The organism is Amycolatopsis lurida, from assembly GCF_900105055.1.
Lineage (GTDB): Bacteria > Actinomycetota > Actinomycetes > Mycobacteriales > Pseudonocardiaceae > Amycolatopsis > Amycolatopsis lurida.
Genome location: NZ_FNTA01000004.1, coordinates 278747 through 301934, shown reverse-complemented (window position 1 = coordinate 301934; position 23188 = coordinate 278747). Strand labels below are relative to the sequence as shown.

At 69.2% G+C, this 23188-nt stretch carries 19 protein-coding genes; 12 read left to right on the top strand and 7 right to left on the bottom strand.

What is annotated here, in order from left to right; genetic code table 11:
* Positions 1-146: 146 nt before the first annotated feature.
* Positions 147-710, bottom strand: a complete 564-nt coding sequence (locus BLW75_RS06695; protein ID WP_091596972.1) for a CGNR zinc finger domain-containing protein — start codon at positions 708-710, stop codon at positions 147-149.
* Between the two features lie 64 nt (positions 711-774).
* On the opposite strand from BLW75_RS06695, the gene BLW75_RS06690 reads away from it, so the two are divergent.
* The 6 genes from BLW75_RS06690 (at position 775) to BLW75_RS06665 (ending at position 8623) form a co-directional block, all read left to right on the top strand.
* Entirely contained in the window at positions 775-1413 is a 639-nt protein-coding gene (locus BLW75_RS06690; RefSeq protein ID WP_034316511.1) for a haloacid dehalogenase type II, read from the top strand.
* Positions 1414-1485: 72 nt separating this feature from the next.
* Positions 1486-1983, top strand: coding sequence for a hypothetical protein (locus BLW75_RS06685; protein WP_167373479.1), 498 nt, complete (start codon positions 1486-1488; stop codon positions 1981-1983).
* The gene (locus BLW75_RS06680) at positions 1983-3362 is read left to right on the top strand and encodes a hypothetical protein (RefSeq protein WP_241783817.1); all 1380 of its coding nucleotides are present in this window, start codon (positions 1983-1985) and stop codon (positions 3360-3362) included. The genes BLW75_RS06685 and BLW75_RS06680 overlap by 1 nt, the downstream gene beginning before the upstream one ends.
* Positions 3359-4729, top strand: a complete 1371-nt coding sequence (locus BLW75_RS06675) for a VWA domain-containing protein (protein WP_034316508.1) — start codon at positions 3359-3361, stop codon at positions 4727-4729. The genes BLW75_RS06680 and BLW75_RS06675 overlap by 4 nt, the downstream gene beginning before the upstream one ends.
* Positions 4730-4748: 19 nt before the next feature.
* Entirely contained in the window at positions 4749-5861 is a 1113-nt protein-coding gene (locus BLW75_RS06670; RefSeq protein ID WP_034316507.1) for an ATP-binding protein, read from the top strand.
* Positions 5858-8623, top strand: a complete 2766-nt coding sequence (locus BLW75_RS06665; RefSeq protein WP_034316506.1) for a DUF5682 family protein — start codon at positions 5858-5860, stop codon at positions 8621-8623. The genes BLW75_RS06670 and BLW75_RS06665 overlap by 4 nt, the downstream gene beginning before the upstream one ends.
* A gap of 42 nt (positions 8624-8665) precedes the next feature.
* On the opposite strand, the gene BLW75_RS06660 is transcribed toward BLW75_RS06665, so the two are convergent.
* Positions 8666-10123: a carotenoid oxygenase family protein gene (locus BLW75_RS06660; protein WP_034316505.1), complete on the bottom strand. Its 1458-nt coding sequence runs from the start codon at positions 10121-10123 to the stop codon at positions 8666-8668.
* 83 nt (positions 10124-10206) lie between these two features.
* Here BLW75_RS06660 and BLW75_RS06655 point away from each other — a divergent pair, with 83 nt between their 5' ends.
* Positions 10207-10926: a TetR/AcrR family transcriptional regulator gene (locus BLW75_RS06655; RefSeq protein WP_034316504.1), complete on the top strand. Its 720-nt coding sequence runs from the start codon at positions 10207-10209 to the stop codon at positions 10924-10926.
* Here BLW75_RS06655 and BLW75_RS06650 read toward each other — a convergent pair.
* The gene (locus tag BLW75_RS06650; RefSeq protein WP_034316593.1) at positions 10910-11515 is read right to left on the bottom strand and encodes a TetR/AcrR family transcriptional regulator; all 606 of its coding nucleotides are present in this window, start codon (positions 11513-11515) and stop codon (positions 10910-10912) included. The two genes, BLW75_RS06655 and BLW75_RS06650, sit on opposite strands and share 17 nt — an antisense overlap.
* Positions 11516-11605: 90 nt before the next feature.
* Between BLW75_RS06650 and BLW75_RS06645 the strand changes: the two genes are divergently transcribed.
* Entirely contained in the window at positions 11606-12478 is an 873-nt protein-coding gene (locus BLW75_RS06645; protein ID WP_034316503.1) for an alpha/beta fold hydrolase, read from the top strand.
* Here BLW75_RS06645 and BLW75_RS06640 read toward each other — a convergent pair.
* A complete protein-coding gene (locus BLW75_RS06640; RefSeq protein WP_034316502.1) occupies positions 12460-13068 on the bottom strand; it encodes a TIGR03086 family metal-binding protein in 609 nt (202 codons plus the stop codon). The two genes, BLW75_RS06645 and BLW75_RS06640, sit on opposite strands and share 19 nt — an antisense overlap.
* Positions 13069-13139: 71 nt before the next feature.
* On the opposite strand from BLW75_RS06640, the gene BLW75_RS06635 reads away from it, so the two are divergent.
* On the top strand, positions 13140-13568 hold the full coding sequence (locus BLW75_RS06635) for a MarR family winged helix-turn-helix transcriptional regulator (protein WP_034316590.1): 429 nt from the start codon (positions 13140-13142) through the stop codon (positions 13566-13568).
* Positions 13569-13574: 6 nt separating this feature from the next.
* Here the strand turns inward: BLW75_RS06635 and BLW75_RS06630 are convergent, their stop codons facing one another.
* Complete coding sequence (locus BLW75_RS06630; RefSeq protein WP_034316501.1) at positions 13575-14195, bottom strand: YaaA family protein; 621 nt, start codon at positions 14193-14195, stop codon at positions 13575-13577.
* Between the two features lie 82 nt (positions 14196-14277).
* On the opposite strand from BLW75_RS06630, the gene BLW75_RS06625 reads away from it, so the two are divergent.
* Together BLW75_RS06625 and BLW75_RS06620 are read left to right on the top strand one after the other, a co-directional pair.
* Complete coding sequence (locus BLW75_RS06625; RefSeq protein WP_034316500.1) at positions 14278-17274, top strand: DEAD/DEAH box helicase; 2997 nt, start codon at positions 14278-14280, stop codon at positions 17272-17274.
* Entirely contained in the window at positions 17267-17971 is a 705-nt protein-coding gene (locus tag BLW75_RS06620) for an SWIM zinc finger family protein (protein WP_034316499.1), read from the top strand. Before BLW75_RS06625 ends, BLW75_RS06620 begins: the two co-directional genes overlap by 8 nt.
* Here BLW75_RS06620 and BLW75_RS06615 read toward each other — a convergent pair.
* Positions 17959-18957, bottom strand: coding sequence for an enoyl-CoA hydratase/isomerase family protein (locus tag BLW75_RS06615; protein WP_034316498.1), 999 nt, complete (start codon positions 18955-18957; stop codon positions 17959-17961). The two genes, BLW75_RS06620 and BLW75_RS06615, sit on opposite strands and share 13 nt — an antisense overlap.
* A gap of 99 nt (positions 18958-19056) precedes the next feature.
* Here BLW75_RS06615 and BLW75_RS06610 point away from each other — a divergent pair, with 99 nt between their 5' ends.
* The gene (locus BLW75_RS06610; protein WP_034316497.1) at positions 19057-20712 is read left to right on the top strand and encodes a DUF885 domain-containing protein; all 1656 of its coding nucleotides are present in this window, start codon (positions 19057-19059) and stop codon (positions 20710-20712) included.
* Between the two features lie 22 nt (positions 20713-20734).
* Here BLW75_RS06610 and BLW75_RS06605 read toward each other — a convergent pair whose 3' ends face one another.
* The gene (locus tag BLW75_RS06605) at positions 20735-23188 is read right to left on the bottom strand and encodes a LamG-like jellyroll fold domain-containing protein (RefSeq protein ID WP_034316496.1); all 2454 of its coding nucleotides are present in this window, start codon (positions 23186-23188) and stop codon (positions 20735-20737) included.

The window sequence follows — 23188 nt, the reverse complement described above, 5'->3', positions numbered from 1 at the left end:
AGAGTCGACTCCAAGGCGTCGCGCGCATCTGATTTTCCGACATGACCCGGCCGCTGTCGAGAAAGTTCACTCGCGTGCATCATACTGCGATACGAGCCCTGTTCTTTGATAGGCCGAATTCGTGAACCGCTGTTACGGCATTTCGCCTACGGCGCCTCGAAAAATCCATCTCGAGAACGCTTGCGTGCCCGGTGGTTCGCGACGTTGACGCGATTCCCGCATAATCCTGGCATGCAATAGCGACGCCGTCCGGGACGCGTTGTGTCGATGAACGCACCTCGGCAGGCAGGTGCGCCACAGGTCCGGAACCGTTCCGCGCCGAGAGACTGGACGACGCCGAGTATTCCGACGCCGCAGACCAGGGCGAGGGAGTCCGCGGCCGTCGCGCCGGGCCGGGCCGAAACAGCCCATCGTGCGCTGCCGGCCAGAAGGGTGACGTCGCCGATCGAAGAGGTGAGCGCGGTGGCGCCGGTGATGAGGCGCGCCCGGTCCGGGCGGTCGATCAGCTCCCGCACTGTGGCGCGTAGCCGGTGAACGGCGCGCAGATCACCGGGACGGGATGGCTCGGGTAGTGAGTGAAGCCCGGCGAAGGCGGTAAGGGACCCCAGGTCGGGAAGCTTGTCTTCGCCGTGCCAGACCTCCGGGGCGGTGTTGACCAGGTCGGTAGCGACGCCTGCTGCCTGGACGTAATCGTCTAACGCTACTTGCATCCCTTACCGGCCTCTCGTACGTTCACGGTTAATCGTTACTTTAACCCTTACCGGGAGGTTGTCCGTGGAGATCGACGCGTTGGTGTTCGACATACTCGGCACGCTCGTCGACGAGCCGGCCGGGATCCGCGAGGCGGTGCGGCAAGCCGTGCCGGACGCCGACGTGGACGAGCTGGTCGACCAATGGCTGAGCCACGTCGAGACCGAGCAGCGGCGCATCGTCGCAGGGCAGCGTCCGTACGCACCGAGCGATGTTCTCGACCGCGAAGCGGCCCAGTCGGTCACCAAGACGGACGTGGTGCCGAAGCTCCCGCCATGGCCTGACACCCCCGACGGGCTGGCGAGGCTCGCCGAGCACTACCCGCTGATCGGGCTCTCCAACGCCAGCCGGACGAGCCTGCTTCGCATCAACGCCCACGCGGGCCTCCGGTGGCATCAAGCGCTCTCCGCCGAGGAGGTGCGAACCTGCAAGCCGGACCCGGCTGTCTACGAACTGGCCGTCGAAGCCTCAGGCGCACCGCCGGAGCGGCTGCTGATGGTCGCGACCCACGCGTGGGACCTGCGGGGCGCGCAGAGTGCCGGTCTCCGGACCGCCTACGTCGCCAGGCCTGTCGGGGACCCGCCGAAGGCCACGGATCGCTTCGACTTCCATGCCGACGGCCTCGCCGATTTGGCGGCTCAGCTCGGAGAACTTCAGCTGTGATCAAAACTGTCGGTGCCTGCCGCTAGGTTCATCCCAGTCCCCACCGAGGCACCCCCGCAAGGAGAAGATGCGTTGTCAGACTGGGAAAGAGCAAGCACGGCCAGGGTGTTGCCACCTGCCCGCCCGCGCAAGCTCGCGAAGGTACCGTTCGTCGAATTGGCCGACGGACGGGTGCAGGGCGTGGTGTCCAGTGGATCGGACATCGGCCGCGTGTATGTCTCGTCGGTCGCGGCGAGCACGTACGAGTTCGCCTGCAGTACCAACAACAACCGGCCCTGCGGCGGGGCTCGGGGCATGTTCTGCAACCATATTCTCGCCCTGATCAACGAATCCACCCTGCAGTACGGCGCCGAGCGGGTCGCGCGGTACTTGCGCGTCGAGGTTCCAGAGCCGACCGCGCAGGCCATTTCGCAGACCATGAGCGCGACGCGGCCGTCGCAAGGTGACAACACCGCCGCCGCTTCCGTGTTCAGCCAGTTCTTGCGGCACTTGGCCTACCTCGAATTCGAGCCGTCCACCGCGCCGGTACCGGAGCTGCAGTGGTTCCCGCCGACGAGGGTGGTGGCCTGATGCGCGTCGATCTGCTCACCGATCCCATCGCCGGTCTCGACGAGGCGCTGGCGGTTGTCGATGCCTTCGACGCCGTGCTCGCCGCAGGTCTGCTCCGTCCCCAGAAGATCGCGGGCTTGACCGAGCTGGCCGATGCCGTCGCGGGGTCGCCGCTCGCGACGCGGGTCGCGGAGGCAGCGGAGAAGACCGCGGCCGGTGCCGCGGGGGAGGAGCACTTCGTTTCCCTTGCGGCGGCGAGGATCGCGGTGTTCGGCTCCGTACACGACGCGATTCTCGCGCGGCTTGTCGAAGCGACCGGCCGTCCACTGGGCGAAGACTCCGCCGGGCAGGCCGCCGAGGCGGAACCGCTCAATCTTCTGGTCGCCGCACGATCCTGGCTGGCCGACCTCGCCCGCGCGGGCTGGCAGGGTATCGACCACGACTTGATCTCGGCTTCGGCGCAAGTGATCTCCGCGTTGCTCGCGGAACCGAGCCTGCGCAGGTTGGCCGTCCTGCTCGACGGCTTCGCCGCGGAACTCGCGGCGTCCTGTCCCGGTGCGGCGCTGGAGCGGATCCCCGCCCGGCGCTGGGGCGACCTGTGGTCGCGCGGAATGCTGCTGACCCTGCCCGGGGCGGCGGCGTCGCCGTCGATCGGCACGGTCACCGGCCGTTTGTTGCCCCTCGGGGTCGACCTGCTGGAACATGCGACGGCCGCGCAGGCCCAGGTCCATGCGGTCTTCGAGCCCGAAGACGGCACCGCTCCGCGGCTCGTGCGCGCGAACGTGACCGCGCCGAAGCCGGACACGATCATCGGCGCCGGGATCTGGCAGTTGCTGCGCCCGCACCTTTCCCTGCTCACGGCGATCAGCGAGGGCCGCTCGATGGACCTCGCCGGCATGCCGGTCACCGCGGAGGGCGACCTCCTCTGGCGAGACGACCATGCTCGGCTCGGAGAGCCCGCGGACGCGTTCTCCACGGCGCGCGTCGCTTTGCCGAGGGCCGTCATGCCGCCGGTCGCGCCGCTGGATCGGCACCCGGCGCGGCTCGCCGTTCCTGTTTTCCTCGAGGGCTATGGCATCGAGGGCGACGAGGATGCGCTCACGTTCGCCTTCGCCGGGAACCGGCTCTCCGTCGAGACCGATCGCATCCCGGCCGCCGGCCCGCTGACACCGAAGGCGGTCGCGGGTTCCAGCGCGTGCATCGGCCTGATCCGGTGGGACGGCGGATTCCGCCTCCAGCCGCTCGCCGTCGAGACCACCGTGCGCAAGAAGACCACCGCCGTGCACGCCGGAGCCTGGGCCGGCGGCACCACGGACAAGGCCGGGGTGAAAGCCGAGAAGGCGGCCACCGACGCCGCGGCCGTACTGCGCGAGCGCGCCGGAAGGCTGTTGCGGAAATGACCGAACCCGAGGACAACCGCCGCCAGGTCCTGTACTGGCGGCTGCTCGCCCGGCTCTTCGACGCCGAGGAGCAGGCCGCGCTCGAATCGGCGAGTGTGGCCGTGGTCGAGGACATCGGCCTGCCGTCCGCCGTGCTGGATCCGAACGTCGCGGTCGACTCGGTCGTCCAGCGTCATCCGGAGCTGGCGGCCGAGTTCGACGGGCTGATGGTCCCCGAAGCCGAGGACAGCCGGGACAAGGCCGCGGAAGTGCGGCGCGCGGCGCTGGTGTCGAAGGTGCTGCTCAACGTCTTCGCTCCGGCGCCGCCCACGGTGACGGCGGGGCAGCTGTCCCGCTGGCAGGCCGACGCGGGCTGGCTGGAGCGCGCTTTGGGCTGCCGTCCGGGCGAGTTGCGCGGAGGTCGTCGCGGCGGCGCCCCGACCGGCCTCGGCGGCACCGGCGGTGGCGCCACGCCGGACTTGAGCACCCTGCTCCCGGCGATCGGCCCGGAACTCGGCGGCATCGAGGCGGACCTCGTCAAACGGATGCAGCTGCGCGAGGTCCTCGCCGATCCGGCGCTCGCGGCGAAGCTGAGCCCGAGCATGTCGCTCATCGAACAGCTGTTGCGGGACAAGGACAACCTGTCCGGAGTGGCGTTGGCCAACGCCAAATCACTCATCCGCCGCTACGTCGACGAGATCGCGGAGGTCCTGCGGACCCAGGTCGAGAAGGCTTCGACGGGCAAGGTGGACCGTTCGGTCCCGCCGAAACGCGTGTTCCGCAACCTCGACCTCGATCGCACCATCTGGAAGAACCTCACCAACTGGAGCCCCGACGAGGAACGGCTTTACGTCGATCGCCTCTACTACAAGCAGACGGCGAAGAAGACCACACCGCAACGGCTCATCGCGGTCGTCGACCAGTCGGGCTCCATGGTGGACTCGATGGTCAACTGCGCGGTGCTGGCCTCGATCTTCGCCGGATTGCCCAAAGTGGACGTTCACCTGATCGCCTACGACACGCAGGCGCTCGACCTCACGCCATGGGTGCACGATCCCTTCGAAACCCTGTTGCGCACCAACCTGGGCGGCGGCAACGACGGCATGGTCGCGATGGCGCTGACCCAGCCGAAGATCGCCGAACCCGCGAACACCGTGGTGGTGTGGATCTCCGACTTCTACGAGACCCGCGTCGAGCAGCTCTTCGAAAGCATGGCCGCGATCCACCGGTCGGGGGCGAAGTTCATCCCGGTCGGCTCGGTCACCAGCGCCGGCCGGGGCAGCGTGAACCCGTGGTTCCGCGAACGTTTCAAGGATCTCGGCACACCGGTGATCTCCGGCCACATCACCAAGCTCGTGCACGAACTCAAGACCTTCCTCACCTCCTGAACCTCCCGAAAGGCAAGACATGTCCGACCTGTTGCGCGCCCCCGCCGAGATCAAGTACGCCGACGAGCTGGACTGGCTGGAGTCGGTCGACGACAACCCCAAGCCGTTCGCCTGGCGCCTGTCCCCGAAGATGCTGCGCCTGTTCATCCTCGGCTCCGAGCGCGCCGACGGCCTCGACCGCGAGATCTCGCAGAAATGGTTCGGCGACCGGAACATCGTCGAGCGGGCCATCGTCACGCTCGCCTCGGACCGCGGGCTGCTGCTGATCGGCGACCCCGGCACCGGCAAGAGCTGGCTCGCCGAACTGCTGGCCGCGGCCATCTCCCGCAACTCCACACTCGTCGTGCAGGGCACCGCCGGCACCACCGAGGACCACATCAAGTACTCGTGGAACGTCTCCATGGTCATCGCCAAGGGCCAGTCCCGCGAGTCGATGATCCCGTCACCGATCATGACCGCGATGGAGGCGGGGTCGATCGGCCGTTTCGAGGAGTTGACCCGGTCCACCAGCGACGTGCAGGACGCGCTGATCTCGATCCTGTCGGAGAAGTACATCTCGGTACCGGAACTGGACAATGACGGCATCGTCTTCGCCAAGCCCGGTTTCTCCGTGATCGCCACCGCCAACAGCCGTGACCGCGGCGTCAACGACCTGTCGTCCGCGCTCAAGCGCCGGTTCAACTTCGTCCGCATCCCGGTGGTGACCAACAAGAAGAGCGAGGCGGAGATCGTCCGCTTCCGCACCGAGGAACTCCTGCGCCGCCACCAGATCGAGCTGGACGTGCCGCCCACGCTGCTCGACGTGCTGCTGCGCAGCTTCGGCGACCTGCGAGCCGCGGCGGCGTCGGCGGGCAGCGATGACGAGAAGCTGGAGTCCGCGTTGTCCACGGCCGAGCAGATCGGCGTGCTCGAAGACGCGGTGCTGCACAGCAACTTCTTCGGCGAACGCGAGCTCACCGCCCGCGCGCTGGCGTCCTCGCTGGTCGGTTCGCTCGCCCGTCGCGAGCCGGAGGATCTGGCGATCCTCAACAAGTACCTGCACGGTGTCGTCGAGCCGCGCAGCAAGGACGAGGGCGGGGACTGGCCCGAGTTCCTCGACGGCGGCCGCGACGCGATCGCCTCCCTCTCGTGAGCGGCGCCTTCGAGGCGTTGCGCGGCCAGTTGCAGGAGGCCGCGGCCGCCTTCGCCGACGGGCCCGGCGCACTGGAGGGCATCCTGCTCGGGCTCGTCGACGACGTCGATCGCGCGGTGCGAGAGCCTTTGGAGATCTTCCCGGTCTGCCACCATTCCCCGGCTTCGGCGGTGGCGATGGCACGGCGGCTGCGGGAAAAGCAGCCGAAGGTGGTCTACCTCGAACTGTGCGAAGACATGGCGCCGTTGCTGACCGAACTGCGCAACTGCCGTCTCCCGGTGGCGGTTCAGGCCTTCGCGACAGAGGTGAAGGGATTCCCCGCGGAGTGGGCGCCGCTGTCCGTGGTCGCGCCGATCACCGAGGCTTCGGCCGAGTACCAGGCGATCGCGTACGCCCTCGACACCCCGGGCGTCGAGCTCGTCCTCGTCGACCGGTCGGCGGACCACGTCTTCCAGTGGGACGAACGCGAACCGTCGCCGGAGACGGACGCGCCGCCCGCCGAGGAGGAGGCGGCGCTGCACGGTGACGCGGTCGGCGTCGAGATCGGTGATCTCCGGCCCCGGTTCGCCGAACTCGAGGAACACCTGCTGCGGCACGGCCGGGTGCGGCACTGGTCGGAATGGTGGCACCAGTACGTCGAGCTGCCGCTCGGCGACAGCGATCACGACACCTACCGCCAGGTCATGTTCCTGATCGGCAGCCTGTTCCGCCGTCTCGCGCCGGGCGACACCAAGCGCGTCCGAGTGGACGAAGACCGCGAGCGCTACATGTGGACCCGCATGCGCGAGCACCTCGCCGCCTCGGGCGCGGATCCCGCGGACTGTCTCTACATCTGCGGCGCGTTCCACGCGGCCAGCCGGGTCGCGGAGTTCGGCGTCGACGGCACGGACGGGTTCGTGATCAGCCCGCGCAGCGAGAGCACCTGGCAGTACGGGCTCATCCCGTCGAGCCACGCCTCGATCGAGGCGCAGTTCGGGCTCGCCGGGGGATCGGTGTCGATCGCCGCGACCGAGTGGGCGAAGAACCTGAAGCGCACCAAGGTGAAGCAGTTCCAGCTGGAAGGGCAGGTAGGAGGACCGAAGCGGAAGAAAGCCGCGGAGCTGCCCGCGCCGACGCCGGATCCAGTGGCAGTGGATCCATCGGACCAGCTTTCCGGCTTCCTGCAACGACCTCCGGTGCTCGACCGGCTGGACGAGGCGGAGCTGCTGGGGTGGTCGGTCGAGATCGTCCGCGCGGCGCGCCGCAACGGGTACCTGGCCTCGACCGCCGACGCCATCGCGGTGTTCGAGACCTCGATCCTGCTGGCGGGGCTGCGCGACCGGGCCAAGCCGACGCCGTACGACTTCCAGGACGCGGCGGTCACCTGTATCGAAAAGGACGTCGTGCCCGGCAGGCGCGACGTGCGCCGCCTCGTCGAGATCATGATGGGCGGGGACCGGATCGGCCAGGTCGGCTACGACGCGTTGCCACCGCTGGCGCGCGACGTGCACGACCGGCTCGAACCCCTGAACCTCAAGCTGCAGCAAAGAGGGGTGCAACGGGCGCTGCTCGACATCGCGTCGAGGCCGGAGCTGGAGCCCTGCTCCGATCTCCTGTGGATGCTGCGCTACCTGATGCCGCGCGGCGCGGCACGGCCGATCATGGGGGAGCGGCGGCTCGGCGAACGGCCGATCCAGGAGTCGTGGGATCTGGCGCTGGGCACCCACCAGCGGGCCCTCATCGAGCTGGGTTACGAGGGCGTCAGCGTCGAACAGGTGCTGGAGCAACGGCTTCGGCGAGCGGCCTACCATCCGCAGGCCACCGCCGCGAAGGTACTCGGCGCGGTCGAGGACGCGACGCTCTACCTTCGCAGCGCCCGGCTGGCCGGGGAGCTGGGCACCCGTGCTCTGGAGGTGCTGGCCACCGAACGTACCGTCGACGGCGCCCCGGAAGTGCTTCGGCGGGTGCGGAGGCTGCTGGCGCATTACCGGACCAGCGAGCCGGTGCTGCCGCGGTGGATCGAGGACTTCGTGCGGACGGGGTACGCGCACTACTGCACGTTGCTCCCGGCGGCTTTCTCGGACGAGGAGGCCGGTGTCGAGCAGGTCGCCGCGATGCTGGGCTTCCTGTTCAGCATGGAGGCGCTCGCGTTGTCCCTGGGGTGCGACCGGACGCAGCTGGAGCTGGCGATCGCCGGATCGCATCCGGAGGAGCCGTCGAAGGTGGCGCTGCTGTGGGCGGCGCAGGTCCAGCTCGGCCGTCTCTCGCGTGCGGAACTGCGTGAGCGCTGCGCCGGACTGCTGGCGAACCCGATGGTGCTGCCCGCTTATCCGCGGTATCTGAGTGGTTTCGTCCACGCGTTGGAACCGGCGCCGGGATTGGCCGACTTCGTCGTCGAGGCGGTGTCGAACGCTTTCGCCGAGCTACCGGACAGGCTGCTGCTGCCGTGGTTGCCGACGTTGATCACCACGCTGCGGTCTCGCGGCGCGGAGCTGGTGCCGCTGCTCGTACGTGAGGCGGGGCGGATCTTCCCCGGCAGGCTCGCGGCGCTCGACGAATGGGTCCCGCCGTGGAAGGAGCAACCGGAGTCCCTCGCGGTGACGAGGAAGGCCGGGGGAGGTGGCCTCGCGTTGCTGGCGGCGCATCCGGCGACCTGCGACGCCGTGGCGAGCTTGCTGGGTTGCGAGGAGCCGTGGAGCGGCTCGGTGTCCACCGGCTTGGCGCTGCTCGAGCGGTATCCGGACTCCGCCACGGCGTTGGAGGAGGTGCTCACCGGGGGGTGAACCGGAGGGCGGTCGCCGGACGTCCGGCGACCGCCCGATCCGTCAGTCGGCGACCCAGCTGCCGTGGAAGCCCAGCGGCACGGGCCTCGGCAGGTGGATACGGGCCAGAGGCTTCGCGGTGAAGTCCTGCGCCGCGAGGATCACCAGATCCGAGGCGTTGCGGTCGGGGTTGTTCACGTAGGCGAGGGCGTAACCGTCGTCCTCGGACTTGCTGCGGGAAGATGGTACGAACACCGCTTCGCTCGCGTCGGCGCCCCGGCCGAAGCGGTGCACCTCCGAACGCCCGTTCCGCAGATCGTGCTTGATCAGGGCGTTGCCGAAGGAATCGGAGGGCTTGTCCAGGTAGACGTCGAACAATTCGCCGGGCGAGGCCGAGTAGCCGTACCTGTGCCGCCGCGACACCAGGCTTTCGTTGACCCGTGGGAACTCCTGCGGCCGGTCATCGAGGACACGGCGCCGGACCCGTCCTTGCGCGAGGTCGATCGTCCAGCGCTCCAGCACCGGCGGGCCCGAAGCCGACGGGCCGCCGAAGCCCTGCTTGCCCGCCACCTCGAACGGAGCAGGCATCGTGGTCAGGTCGACCACCACCGTGGAGCCCTGTTCGTACGCGTTGAGCGTATGCGAATAGAACACCGGATCCACCCCGAACCAGCGGACCGGGCCGCCGTCGCGGTTCATCACACCGACCCTGGCCGGATGGTCCGTGTTCCACTTGTAGGGCACGACCTTGCCCGGCTGCGGATCGAAGGTGACCGGCACGTCGAAGACGACCACGTAGTTCTCGGTGAGCCCGAAGTCGTGCATCATCGGACTGCCGGCGACCGGGATCCGGGTGGTCCGCACGACGCGGCCGGTGCGGTCGACCATCAGGTGCCGTACGTGATCCCACGTCGGGTGATAGGTCACCGCGTGCAGCTCGTCGGCGCGGGCGTCGAACTTGGTGTGCGCGGTGTAGGAGCCCTCCAGCGAACCGCCGAAGTCGAACGGCCCCAACGTGTTCAGATCGCCGTCGAGCTCGTACGGCGGCGCGCCGGACTCCTGCAGGGTGAGGATGCGGCCGTGATGGCTGATCACGTGCGTGTTGGGCGCGAAGTCCTCGGCGGGCACCGGCCACGGGTACCGCTCGCCGAGTTTCGCCGCGACACCGGACGAACGCACCCAGCGGTTGCGGTACCACTCGGCCTTCCCGTCCCGCAGCCGGACGCCGTGCACCATGCCCTCGCCCAGCATCCAGTGGTGGGCGCGCGGATCTTCGAGCCCGAGCACATTCGGCCCGGTGCGCAGGTATCGCCCGCAGAGATCCCGGGGAATGCGGCCGGTGACCGGCAGGCCGAACGCGGTCACCTCCTCCCGCACCGGCGCGAACGCTCCTTCGACGAACGGGTAGCGCGGATTCTGCTCGGCGAAGGCGGATCCGCTGGTCCCGATGGTCGCGGCGGCTCCGCCGATGGCCAGCGCGGCCGCCCCGCGGAGCACGTTGCGCCTGGTCGGTTCGTTCATGGTTGATCCCCCAACTCGTGAAGTAACTGTGTAAGCAATGAACAGTGTATGGTTTTACCTGTTTCAGGTGCAACAATGCGGCCATGGACGACGTGGAGATCGAGTCGCTGCCGCCGGGCACCGCGCTGGCGTGGGGTCACGCCCCGGCGCCCCGCCGCGGACCGAAGCCGGGATACAGCCTCGAACAGATCGTCGACGCGGCCATCGCTCAGGCGGACGCGGAGGGCTACGCCGCACTGTCCATGCCGTCGATCGCCAAACGGCTCGGTATCACCGCGAACGCGCTCTATCGGTATCTGAGCTCCAAGGAGGAACTGCTCGTCCTGGTGGCCGAGGCGGCTTGGGGGCCGCCGCCGGAGCGGGTCTCCGGCGACTGGCGCGCGGCGGTCACCGCCTGGGCGCGTGCGCTCCTCGAACGCTGCCGTCGCCATCCGTGGCTGATCGACCTGCCGGTCCGGAGCGTGCCGAGTACGCCGAATCTCCTGGGGTGGCTGGAAAATTTCCTTGAGGGGATGGCCGACTCGGGCCTGAGCGCGCAGGACGTGACCGGCTGCGCCGTACTGGTCGACGGCTGGGTCCGCAGTACCGCTTCCTTGCTCCAGGACGTGAACGCGAGCCCGCCTGATCGGGTCCGGGCGCTGAGCGCGTTCCTCGGCCCGCGCCTCGAAGGGCGGGGCTATGCGCGCGTCGCCGCCGTGATTTCCGGTGAGGCGTACGGCGAGGAAGGTATGGAGGAAGCCGACGTCGAGTTCGGCCTCGGTCGCATTCTGGACGGCATCGAGGCGCTCATCGAACGCCGGTGAACACTCCGTCGAGCCGGTAGTCGACGATCTCCGACGCGCGTTCGGCCGTGTAGGCGTCGACCATGATCCCCGTGACCAGGCCGGCGGACATCGTCGCGAGGGCGTCCGCTTCGAGCAGAGGGTCGAGGCGGGCGGGGACGGCGCCCTTCTCCTGTGCCGCCCGGAGCAGGCCGGCGATCGCGTGGACCAGGTGGGGCAGAAGGGGTTCCTGATCGGGATCCTGGCTCCCGCGTGTGACGTCGACGGCGAAGTACGCGATCTGGACCGCGGCCAGCATGCGTCGTCGCTCGCCGTCCGGCAGGACGGCGGTCAGGTAGGCGCGCACGATGGCGCGTTCGTCCCCCGTCTTCATCGCCTCGCCGATGGTCTTCCCGGCGATCTCGCCGGTCAATTCGACGACCCGCTGCCAGGCGAACCGCAGCATCGCTTCCTTGGTCGGGAAGTAGTACTGGACCAGGTTCATCGAGATGCCCGCCTCCGCGGCCACCGCACGCAGGGTGACCGCCTGCAGGCCTTGGGCGGCGGCGATCCGGAAGAGGGCCTCGGCGATTTCGCGCCTGCGCTCTTGGTGGTCGACACGTTTCGGCACGAGATCACTCTGCCATGTCGGCGAGGGCTGGCCGGAGCGGCCACCCACTGTTATGGTGCAAGTGCACCATAAAAATTTCGAGGAGGTCCGATGCTGGGGGAGTTCACCGACAAGAAGGCCGAGGAGCGCTTCTTCGCGACCTATGACGTGATCTTGCGGAAGTGGCCGGTTCCCGCCGAAGAACGGGATATCGCGACGAGATTCGGCCCGACCCGGGTTCGGAGTTGCGGGCCGGAAGACGGTCCGCCGATCGTGCTGCTTTCCGGAGGAATGGGCACGTCGCTGTCCTGGTATCCGCATATCGCCGAACTCGCCGCCCGGCACCGGATCCACGCCGTCGACTCGATCGGCGAGCCGGGACGGTCGATCCAGACCGCGCCCATCGAGTCCACAGAGGACTGCGCGGACTGGCTCACCGAGGTCGTCGAGGGGGTCCTCGCGGGAACCGGTCACGAAAAGGTCCACCTGGCAGGCGTTTCGCGAGGTGGCTGGCTGGCGCTGAACCTGGCTTCCCGGACGACCGACCGGATCGCCGGTGTCGTCACCATCGAAGCCGCGGGGTTCGGCGTGATCGACCGGAGCTTCATCTGGTGGAGCTTCCGGGAGATCTTCCTCTGGTTCCTGCCCAAGTGGCTTCTCCGGCTGGTGGCGTCCGGCGATCCGGACGTGCGGCACACCGTGCGGCCTCTGTTGTTCGCCGCGCTCAAGTACAAGCAGCGGCTGCCTGAGATGCACCTGTTCAGCGATGGGGAATTGTCGGCGATCGACGTGCCCACCCGGATCATCGTCGCCGAACGCAGCGTCATCCTCCGCGCCCGCGAGGTGGCGGCCCGGCTCGACTCACTGAATCCGCACATCGAGGTCGAGGTCGTGCCCAAGACCACGCATGGATTGTCCCTGGAGAAACCGGAGCTGGTCACCGCCCGGATCCTCGAGGCGGTGCGTCACGCCGCGGCCACCTGATCCGGCCATGACGGCGAACGGCCCAGCAGGGCGACGATCGTGTCCAAATCGGACTGGCTTCGCGTGTCGACGGCCGGGCCGAAGGCGGCGCCCGGAGCCGTCCGGTTCTTCCCGTCCGGGATCGCCTTGGCGAACCGCAGTCCGGCATCGAGTACCTCCTGCTGGAACTTGAGCGGCAGGCCCAGGGTTTTGGCCACGTCCCAGGAGTGCACCAGGTAGTCGACGAAATGGAAGCCCAGCGCCTGCTCCGCGGTGAAGGTGATTTCGGTGGAGAACTCGGGAAGGGTGAACTTCCGGTCGGCGAGGTCGTGGGGGACGAAGGCGTTCAGGACCCGGTTCACCGAGGCGCGGTAGGTGGCGATGGGATCGTCGCCCAGGGGGAGCAGCCGCCAGTGGTCGAGGTGGCTCTCGCCCTCGGCCGCGGCGGCGAACCCGTGGTGCTGGGTGGTCATATGCGCCAGCAGGCCGTGCAAGGTCCAGGCGCTGCACGGGGTCGGTTTGCTCAAGTCCGCGGGGGTGATCTTGCTGACGAGGTCGAGGCTGATCCGGGTCACGAGGGCATCGAGGATGCGGAGTTCATTGGTATGCATACGCATATCATCTACATGCGCGTACGAGTTCGTCAACTGGGTTCGCCGACGAGGTCGGTATGGTTCTGCGCATGGCGGAGCAGGGGAGGCCGGATCTCGCGGCGATGCTCGGCGGGCTGATGCGACGGCTGATGAACGCCGAGACGCCGGTGCTGGCCGAGCACGGGTTGACCATGTGGGGCTACGTGGTGCTGAGCGCGCTCGACGACGGGCCCGTCCGCACGCAGGCCGCCCTCGCGAAGGCGATCGGCGCGGACAAGACCCGGATCATCGGCACCCTCGATACCCTTCAAGAGGACGGGCTGATCACTCGCGAGCCGGACCCAAAGGACCGTCGGGTCCGGCTGCTGGGGATCACCGAAGCCGGCCGAGCCGCGCGAAGGTCGGCTCAGTCGAAGATCCAGGAGCAGGAAGAACGCTTGCTCGGACGGCTGCCCGCGGGCGACCGGGCGGCGTTCCTCCGCGCGGCGCGCCTGTTGTCCGAAGCCGAGTGGCCGTGACGGGGTTCACCCGAGTACTTCTGTGACCATGCCCGGCGGGTAGTCCGACGGCGAGCGGCGCCACCATGCGCCGAAGGACTGAGCCAGCCGCCGGGGCACCTCGACCTGCGCGCCGCCGCCGTGGAAGTCGATCGTGACCAGTACGCCGCCGATTTCCGAGGTCTCCCAGGGGATTCGGCGGATCAGTTTCGCGTAGTCGGCGCTGGCGGACACGAACGTGACCACGTTCGCCGCCCCGAGCCGGCGGGCCTCCCCGAGCACGGCGTCTTCGAGCACCCCCGGCGGCCAGTCGCCGAGCTTGAGTTTCCGGTCGTAGTAGGCGATCGGCTCGTCGGCGCGCAGGATTCCGTAGCCACCGCTGAGGATCAGCAACCGCCCTGACACGGCGGCCTCGGCGAGGGCGCCGCCGACGTTCCGATAGAAGTTCCCGCTGTAGCGGAGCCACGCGGGCCGCAGCCCGCCGCCGTCGACCTTGGACCGCGTCAGGACCCCGGCCCGCGCGCGAAGCATCGGCTCGGGCCAAGGCGCGCCAGACCCCGCATGGGCGTCGCCGCCTCGGATCTTGGCCTTCGAGGGGCCGAGGACGATCAGGCTGTCACGCGGCTCGATCGCGTTCAGAACGGTCACCCGCGAACCCTAAAGCGCCTCGCTGACCGGACGCTGATCAGTCCCGGGCATGCTGGAGGGAACAGACTGCGGAAGGAGGACCATGTCGCCACTCGTCGTGCACGGCCTGTGGTCCCGGGGCCGCGGGATCGTGCTCTGGGGCGAGCACGGCGACCGCCCGGCGACGACGTCGATGCGGCCGTCGAGCGCTGCCCGGCCGCATCCGTTCGCCGCCTCGGTCGCGGATCTGACCGCCTTGCACCCCGGCAAACCGGCGTCGGCCGTCCTTGTCCTCCCGTCGCGTCGCGGCGGCCCGGTCGCCTCGCCCGAACTGGGCTCCCGGAGCCGCCCGCAGCAGGAACTGACCCTGGAACCCTGGTCGGTGCCCGCTCTCCTGATCGACCCCTCGGAGCTGGAAGACCTGGCCGAGACGGTCGGCTACGGCACCTCGGTCCGCCATCTCCGCGCCGTCGTCCGGCTGGCGGACGATCTGGTGCGCCGCGGCCGCGTGCTGCCCACGCTCGTGCGGAACGAAATCGTGGCGCGGGCACGCTGGCGGCCCGTGGCCAGGGGCGGTGACGCGGTCGCGGTCCGGGCGCTGATCGCGGCCACGCCGCCGGTCGGCCGGGCCGAACATCCCGGGCCGGATCCGGCGGCGCTCGTCACCGACGCGCTCCACACGCTGGTCGACGCCGCGGTCCGCGATCGCCTCGCCGCCGCCGGACATGCCACGGAGAGCGATGGCCGCGAGGGCCCGTTCGGGTCGTGGCTCCACGCGCTGAAGAGCGCCGACGACCGGACCGGCCAGGCGCCGGGGCGCATGGGGATCGTCGCCGAGGGCATCGCCGCCTGGGACGCGGTCGGCGACACGGACCTGACCGAGGGCACCGTCTGCTTCCGGCTCGACGAGGTCCCCACCCTGCATGGCCCGGCCGACGACCCCGACGACCAGACGGGCGACGGGACCAAGTGGCAGCTGCGGTTCTTCCTGCGCTCCACGGCCGATCCCAGTCTCCTGCTTCCGGCGGAAGACGTCTGGTCCGGCAAGGCGGGCGCGAAATTCACCGACCCCGAGGGCCTGTTCGTCGCCGAGCTGGAACGCGCCGCCGGTGTGTTGCCGTTGCTCGGCCCCGCGGTCGACGCCGAGAAGCCGGGTATCTACGACCTGACCGTCGCCGAAACCGTGGAGTTCCTCGACGGCGGCGCGGAACGGCTGGCGGCGGCCGGATTCGACGTCCAGCTCCCGGCGAGCTGGGGCGGCAGGCGCAAGCTCGCGCTCAAGTTGTCCGTCCGCGGCGCGCCGGTCGACCAGGCCGCCGTGCACCGGCTCGGCCGTCACCAGCTCGCCTCCTACCGCTGGGCGCTCGCCGTCGGCGAGGACGCGCTGACCGACGAAGAGCTCGCCGGGCTCGCGGCCGCGAAGTCGTCACTCATCCGGCTGCGCGGCCGCTGGGTGAGCGTGGACCCCGAACTGCTGCGCGCCGGTCTGGAGTACCTCCGCCGCGACCCGGACCGCGAGAAACCTCCGCTGCCCACCCCGGCGGACCTGCTGGCGTTGCTCCGCGGCGGCTTCGAAACGCCGCTGCCGGTCACCGAGGTCACCACCGACGGCTGGATCGACGACTTCCTCACCGGTCGTGTCCAGCGCACGATCGAGCCGGTCGAGCCGCCGCCGACGTTCCTGGCGACCCTGCGGCCGTACCAGAGGCGCGGTGTGGCGTGGCTTTCGTTCATGACGTCGATCGGGCTCGGGGCGTGCCTCGCCGACGACATGGGGCTGGGCAAGACCGTCCAGCTGCTCGCGCTCGAAGCGATCGAGCGGGCACAGGACGACAAACGGCCGACCCTTCTGGTCTGCCCGATGTCGCTGCTCGGGACATGGCAACGGGAAACGGCCAAATTCGCGCCGGAACTGCGCGTTCACCTCCATCACGGCGCCGATCGCGGCCGCGTCCGGACCGAGGGCGCGGACCTGGTCGTCACCACCTACTCGACCGCCGCCCGCGACGCCGACGAGCTCGCGGCCATCCGCTGGCACCGGCTCGTGCTCGACGAGGCGCAGGCGGTGAAGAACCAGAACACCGGGCCCGCGCAAGCCCTGCGCCGGATTCCCGCCGGGCACCGGATCGCGCTGACCGGGACGCCGGTGGAGAACCGGCTCGCCGATCTGTGGTCGCTTTCGGATCTGCTCAACCCCGGCGTGCTCGGGGGCAGGCAGGAGTTCCGCGAGCGGTTCGAGGTGCCCATCGAGCGCCGGGGCGACCTTCGCGCGGCCACCGAGCTGCGCCGGCTGACCCGGCCGTTCCTGTTGCGGCGCCTCAAAACCGATCCCACCGTGCTCGCCGACCTTCCCGAGAAGATCGAGATCCTCCAGGAGTACCGCCTCACCCGCGAACAGGTGACGCTGTACCGCGCCACCGTGGACGAGATGATGACGAAGATCGCCGACAGCGCCGGGGTCAAACGGCGCGGCAACATCCTCGCCGCGATCACCAAGCTCAAGCAGATCTGCAACCATCCCGCGCATCTGCTGCACGACGGCTCGCCGATCGGGCACCGCTCCGGCAAGGTCAACCGGCTCGAAGAGCTCCTGGCGGAGATCCTGGACGCCGGTGATCGCGCGTTGTGCTTCACCCAGTTCGCCGAATTCGGGCACCTGCTCGTACCGCATCTTTCGCACCGGCTGAACGCGAAGATCGCCTTCCTGCACGGTGGCCTGTCGCAGCGGCGCCGCGATTCGATCGTCGAGCATTTCCAGTCGGGCGAGGGACCGTCGATCCTGCTCGCGTCACTGAAGACCGGCGGAGCGGGGCTGACGCTCACCGCCGCCACCCATGTCCTGCATCTCGACCGGTGGTGGAATCCGGCGGTCGAGGAACAGGCCACCGACCGCGCCTTCCGCATCGGCCAGCGGCACAGCGTCCAGGTGCGGAAGTTCGTCTGCCCCGGCACCATCGAGGAGCGGATCGACGCCGTCATCACCAAGAAGGAAGCGCTGGCCGATCTCGTCGTCACCGATGGGGAGGACTGGCTCACGGAGCTGTCCACCGATTCCCTGCGCGAGGTCTTCGCGCTCGGGCGGGAGGCGGGCGATGACTGACGGATTCCGCCGGGCACTCGACGAATTGGGTGTCCACAAAGGACTTGTTCCGCCCTGCCGGGTCGACACTCTCACGATCGGGCCCGGGGCCGCGGTCGCCGGTGTCCGGGTGACCCGGCAGCGGTTCTACGAGGTCCGCATCGGTCTTCCGACGTTCGGCAAGCAGGTGTGGACGGCGGTCATCGCCGCCGTGGCCGCGGACGAGACCGCGAGGACGGCCTTGCTCGACGGCCGTATCCCGGACGACATCGAACGCTTCTTCGCGGCCGAGCAGGTGCCGCTGTTCCCCGAGGCGGCCTGGGAACTGTCGCTGGACTGCACCTGCCCCGGCACCCGCGTCCCCTGCGATCACCTCGTCGCCGCGCTGATCGCGCTCGAAGACGAGGAGGACCCGTTCGCGATCTTCACGCTCCGTGGCCGCGACCGTACGGCCTTGCTCGGTGAGATCGGGCGGCAGGCAGGGGCTCGGGTGACCGCCTCGTCAGCGGAAGCCGAGCCCCCCGGACTCGACGAGGTGATGGACGACTTCTTCGGCTGGGGCCCGGCAGGCGACGTCACGAACATGCGACGGCCGCGGGCTGGGGACCCGCTGGGACTGCTCGACGAGGTCCCGCCGCTCACGGCCACGGTGGACGGAACCTCGATCACCGCCCTGCTGCGGCCGCTCTACCGCACGATCACCGGTCAGGCGAAGTAGGCGTCGACGAGCTCGTCATCCACTTCGGACAGTGTGGCGGGGGACCACTTCGGGGAACGGTCCTTGTCGATGATCTGTGCTCGGATCCCCTCGGCGAACTCGGCGGTCGAGAGCGCGTGGGTCGAGATCCGGAGCTCCTGCGCCAGCGCGGTTTCCAGATCGGGCATCGCGGCGGCCGACCGGAGTGCCCGCAGGGTCACCTTCAGCGCGGTCGGCGACTTCGCCTCGATCTCCTTGGCGGCGGTGGCCGCGGCGTCACCCTCGGTGTGGAGCCTGGCCAGGATCTCCTCGACGGTGTCCGCCGCGTAGCACCGGTCGATCCAGGCGGCGTCCACGGCGAGCGCGCTCGGCGGCGCGGGGTCGGCGATCAGTTCCAGCGCGTCGTCCGGTGTTCGGGTCGTCAGCGCGTCGAGCAGATCCGGGATTCGTTCGCTGGGCACGAAATGGTCGGCGAGTCCACAGTGGATCGCGTCGGGCCCCGAGATCGCCCCGGCGGTGAGCGCGATATGCGTCCCGAGTTCGCCGGGCGTGCGGGACAACAGATACGTGCCGCCGACGTCCGGGACGAAGCCGATCCCGGTCTCCGGCATGCCGACCCGGGAGCGTTCGGTGACGACCCGGTGGCTGCCGTGCGCGGAGACGCCGACCCCGCCACCCATGACGAGGCCGTCCATCAGCGCGAGGTAGGGTTTCGGATAGCGCGAGATCACGGTGTTGAGGCGATACTCGTCGGCCCAGAACCGCGGGGACGCGGTGCCTCCGCCGCGGGCGTCCTCGTAGATGGCGCGGATGTCGCCGCCCGCGCAGAGCCCGCGATCGCCGGCGCCGTCGATCAGCACGGCGCGGACACCCGGGTCGGCGCGCCAAGCTTCGAGGTGGTCGAGCATGGCGAGGACCATGCCGTGGTTCAGCGAGTTCAGCGCACGCGGCCGGTTCAGCGTGATCCGGCCGATTCCGCTCCCGACGAGGAACTGGACGTCATTCACGTAGTCACCCTAAAAGTAGGGCGTCCGACCATGTGGCGCTTGTGGCCTAAGCCTCATAACCGCCAGCGGACGCCGCTCGGATTCTGGTAGTCATCGGGTATGAGCGATGAGCCCACAGCGGTGCAGCTTGCCGACGACCTCCTCGACGTCCTCGCGACCGAGATGCCCTTGATGGCGACCTTCGACAATATCCCGGGACACGATCACGAGTTGCGGGACGTCTCGGAGGCGGGTGACGCCCTGCTGAGGGAGCGCGCCGTCCGTATCGCCGGGGACGCCGCCCGCTCCACGGATCCGGATCGGATCACCCTCGGTGTCGTCGCCCATCACGCGGAATCGCTGCTGGCCAGGCTCGACTCGCGGAAGATCGAGTTCACCCTCGCCGATCAGATGGCGGCCGAGGGGACCGGAGTGCTGTCCTGGCTTCCGCAGCTCGAGCCGTCGGGGGAGCAGGCTGAAGAGGACTACCTGGCCAGGCTGGCGGAGTTCCCGGACTTCTTCGCGGCCCTGGCCGACCGCCATCGCGCCGGGGTCGCGGCGGGCCGGACCCCGGTGGAACGGGCGGTGCGCGGCGCGATCGACCACGTCGACCGGTTTCTGGCCACCGAACCCAATCCGCTGCTCGTCCCGCCGCTGACCGGTGACCGCGCGGAACGACGGCAGCGGCTGTTCACCGAGAAGGTCCGCCCGGCGCTCGTCGCCTATCGCGAAGTGCTCGCCCGTGAGATCGCCGGTCATGGCCGTTCCGACGATCGGCCGGGTCTCTGCTGGCTGGACGGCGGCAAGGAGAGTTACGCGGGCCTGGTCAAGACGCACACCACCACCGGGGTCTCGCCGGAGGAACTGCACCAGACCGGCCTCGAACTCGGCCGGGCGCTGGACGAGGAGTACCGGCGGCTCGGTGCGGCCGTCTTCGGCGAGGACGACCCCGTCGCGGTCCGGCGGCGGATGCGCACCGATCCGTCGCTGTGCTGGCGGGACGCGGACGAGATGATCGCGACCGCGACGGAAGCGGTCGCGAGGGCCACAGCCGCCGCGCCCGGCTGGTTCCGCCGGGTGCCGTCGGCCGGATGCGTGGTGCGCGCCGTGCCGGAAGCCGACGGGCCCTCCGCCGCGCAGGCGTATTACATGCCGCCTTCGGGCGACGGCAGCCGTCCCGGTGTCTACTCCACCAACACCTACCGGGTGACCGAACGGTTCCGGTTCATCGCCGAGTCGGTCGCTTTCCACGAAGCCGTTCCAGGGCACCATTTCCAGGCTTGCGTGTCCTACGAGCTGGAGGCCGTGCCCCGGCTGCGCAAGCTCGTCCCGCTCTCGGCGTTCGACGAGGGCTGGGCGCTCTACACCGAGCGGCTCGCCGACGAGATGGGCCTGTACTCCGACGACGTCATGCGGCTGGGCATGGTCGCCGAGGACTCGTTGCGCGCGGCGCGGCTCGTCGTCGACACCGGGCTGCACGCCCTGGGCTGGACCCGGCGGCAATGCGTGGATTACCTTGCCGAGCATTGCGTACTGAGCGACGTCGAAGTGCAGTCCGAGACCGACCGGTACATCGAATGGCCCGGTCAGGCACTGTCGTACATGACGGGCAGGCTGGAAATCCAGCGGTTACGCGCCTTCGCCGAGGAACGGCTGGGCAAGTCCTTCGATATCCGGGATTTCCACGACGTCGTGCTGAGGCACGGGCAGGTGCCGCTGCCCGTGCTCGGCGACATCGTGCGGGAGTGGGTGGACGGCACGCGGCGCCGGGAGTGACCCCGGCGCCGCGTGTCCGGGCTCAGTCGCGCTTCGCGAGCGTCGCGACTTCGGCGTCGGTCAGCGGCCGGTCGTAGAGCCGGACGTCGTCGACCGCGCCGCGCAGGAAGTCGACCTGCTGACCGCCGTACTGGCCGCGGCCGATCACCGTGTGCCCGGTGCTCGGTGCGGCGGAGCAGGCGTTCTGCGCGGCGACCTTCTTGCCGTCGACGTAGAGCGACAACGTGCCCGCCTTGGCGTCGCGGACGCCGGTCAGGTGGTACCAGCGGCCGACTTCCGGCTTCTCCGGCGACAGGGCACGGAGGCCGACGAAGCTCATCGCCCACCGCTGGTCCTGTCCGGAGTACTGCAGGAAGAACGCGCTGTCGCGGCCGGTGTCCTGGCTGACGACGGTCTGGAACGCGCCGCTCGCCTCGTCGAGCTTGGCCCACGCCGAAACCGAGTAGCTGCCGGCCGTGTTCACGAGATTCGCCCCGGTGCCGGCCTGCCCGTTGCCCGCGAAGGCCAGCCCGCCGCCCTGGACGCCGCCTGCCCACTGCGCGTTGGTCAGCGTGGCGTGCGCGGTGCCGACCGAGTCCTTGGCGCTGGATCCGGTGCCCTCGTCGAACTTGTAGGCGTGTACGCCGTCGATCCCGGGGGTGCCGGGGCCCGGGTCGGGAGCGCCGGAGCCGCTGCCGTCGGCGTTGCGGATGATCGCCTGGTTGACCGCCCGCACCTGGGCGAAGTCCATCTTCTTCACCTGCCTGTCGTAGGTGAAGAAGCCGTTGACCTCGTGCTCGACGTCGGTGATCTGCGTGTAGATCGAGCCGCTGATCCCGCAACTCTGCGCGGACGCGAGCACATCGCGCTGGTTCTGGACGTAGCGGCTGTTCAGGGTCGCCTGGTCCTTCACCATCTCGTAGGCGTGTCCTTCGCCGAACCACATGTGGTTCTCGACCTCGATGCCGTAGCCGCCGTGTTCGCCGTCGATCGAGATCCGCTTGCCGTCGGGCATCGGTTTAGCGGGGCCGGGGTAGGCGTGCCAGTCGATGACGTCGCCCTTGCCGGAGTCGCCGAGGGAGTCACAGCAGTTGACGCCGCTGTGCGCGTTGACCAGCCGGGTCGGGTCCTGGGCCTTGACGTCGTCGGCGATCTTGCCGGTGATCTCGCGCGACCACTCGCCCCAGCCCTCGTTGAACGGCACGTAGCCGACGATCGAAGTCCAGTTCTTCTTCTGCTCCACCAGTTCCTTCAGCTCGACCTGGAACTGCCGCTGGGCGTCGGCGGGCGGACGTCCGCCGGTGCGCATCGACGGCATGTCCTGCCAGACGAGCAATCCGAGTTTGTCGGCGTGGTGGTACCAGCGGTCGGGTTCGGTCTTGATGTGCTTGCGGACCGTGTTGAAGCCGAGCACCTTGTGCTGTTCGAGGTCGAAGCGCAGCGCCTGGTCGGTCGGCGCGGTGTAGATGCCGTCCGGCCAGTAACCCTGGTCCAAAGTGGACTGGAGGAAGAGGATCTTGCCGTTGAGGGTGAACCGGAGTTTGCCGTCGGCGCCCTTGGCGGTGCCGAATTCGCGCATGCCGAAGTAGGACGACACCTTGTCCACGGTGCGGCGGCCGTCCTTCAATTCGACGTCGAGGTCGTAGAGGAAAGGCGAGTCCGGCGACCAGAGCTTCGCTTTGGGCACCGGCAGGGAGATCGTCCCGGAGGCGGACGCCTTGCTGCGGCTGACCACCTTCCTGCCGTCGCGGACCACGGCCTCGACGGTGAGCCCTGAGTTCCCGCCGGTGTCCACGGTGAGCTTGAGCGTGGAGGATTTGAGGTCGGGGACCATGCCGAGCGTGCCGACGTGCTTCGCCGCGACCGGCTCCATCCAGACCGTCTGCCAGATGCCCGAGGCGCCCTCGTAGAAGATCCCGCGGTCGGGGACCAGTCGCTGCTTGCCGACCGGTTGCCAGGTGGCGTCGGCGCGATCCTCGACGCCGACGATGATCTCTTGTTCGCCATGGGGTTTCAGCGCTGAGGTCACGTCCGCGGAGAACGCGCCATAGCCGCCTTGGTGCGCGGCGACCTCCTTGCCGTTGACGTAGACCTTCGCCTTGTAGTCGACGGCGCCGAAGTTGATCCGGAGCGTGTTGTCCCTGCCGACGTTCCAGTGCCGGGGCACGGTGAACGTGCGCCGGTACCACATGAAGTCCTCGTGCCGCTGGATCCCGGAAAGCGCCGATTCGGTGGGGTAGGGGACCAGGATCTTCTCGGCGAGCTTCTCGCCGAAGGGCGGGACCTCGCCGGGCGCGGCCCCGGCGAACTCCCAGACCCCGTTGAGGTTCTGCCAGTTCTCGCGGACCAGTTGCGGCCGGGGGTACTCGGGCAACGCGTTGGTGGTCGACACCTGGTTCGTCCACGGGGTGGTCAGGCGGGGCTTGCCCATCTTCCAGCCGCTTTCCGCGGCCGTCGCGGCCCCCGGCGTCAACGCCAGGGCGGTTATGGCGACCAC

What these genes read in the sequence shown, in the direction of transcription:
- BLW75_RS06620 (WP_034316499.1), top strand. Translation starts at nt 17,267, where the DNA reads ATGACTGACGGATTCCGCCGGGCACTCGACGAATTGGGTGTCCACAAA.
- BLW75_RS06640 (WP_034316502.1), bottom strand. Translation starts at nt 13,068, where the DNA reads ATGCATACCAATGAACTCCGCATCCTCGATGCCCTCGTGACCCGGATC.
- BLW75_RS06670 (WP_034316507.1), top strand. Translation starts at nt 4,749, where the DNA reads ATGTCCGACCTGTTGCGCGCCCCCGCCGAGATCAAGTACGCCGACGAG.
- BLW75_RS06655 (WP_034316504.1), top strand. Translation starts at nt 10,207, where the DNA reads ATGGACGACGTGGAGATCGAGTCGCTGCCGCCGGGCACCGCGCTGGCG.
- BLW75_RS06635 (WP_034316590.1), top strand. Translation starts at nt 13,140, where the DNA reads ATGGCGGAGCAGGGGAGGCCGGATCTCGCGGCGATGCTCGGCGGGCTG.
- BLW75_RS06660 (WP_034316505.1), bottom strand. Translation starts at nt 10,123, where the DNA reads ATGAACGAACCGACCAGGCGCAACGTGCTCCGCGGGGCGGCCGCGCTG.
- BLW75_RS06645 (WP_034316503.1), top strand. Translation starts at nt 11,606, where the DNA reads ATGCTGGGGGAGTTCACCGACAAGAAGGCCGAGGAGCGCTTCTTCGCG.
- BLW75_RS06695 (WP_091596972.1), bottom strand. Translation starts at nt 710, where the DNA reads ATGCAAGTAGCGTTAGACGATTACGTCCAGGCAGCAGGCGTCGCTACC.
- BLW75_RS06675 (WP_034316508.1), top strand. Translation starts at nt 3,359, where the DNA reads ATGACCGAACCCGAGGACAACCGCCGCCAGGTCCTGTACTGGCGGCTG.
- BLW75_RS06625 (WP_034316500.1), top strand. Translation starts at nt 14,278, where the DNA reads ATGTCGCCACTCGTCGTGCACGGCCTGTGGTCCCGGGGCCGCGGGATC.
- BLW75_RS06680 (WP_241783817.1), top strand. Translation starts at nt 1,983, where the DNA reads ATGCGCGTCGATCTGCTCACCGATCCCATCGCCGGTCTCGACGAGGCG.
- BLW75_RS06610 (WP_034316497.1), top strand. Translation starts at nt 19,057, where the DNA reads ATGAGCGATGAGCCCACAGCGGTGCAGCTTGCCGACGACCTCCTCGAC.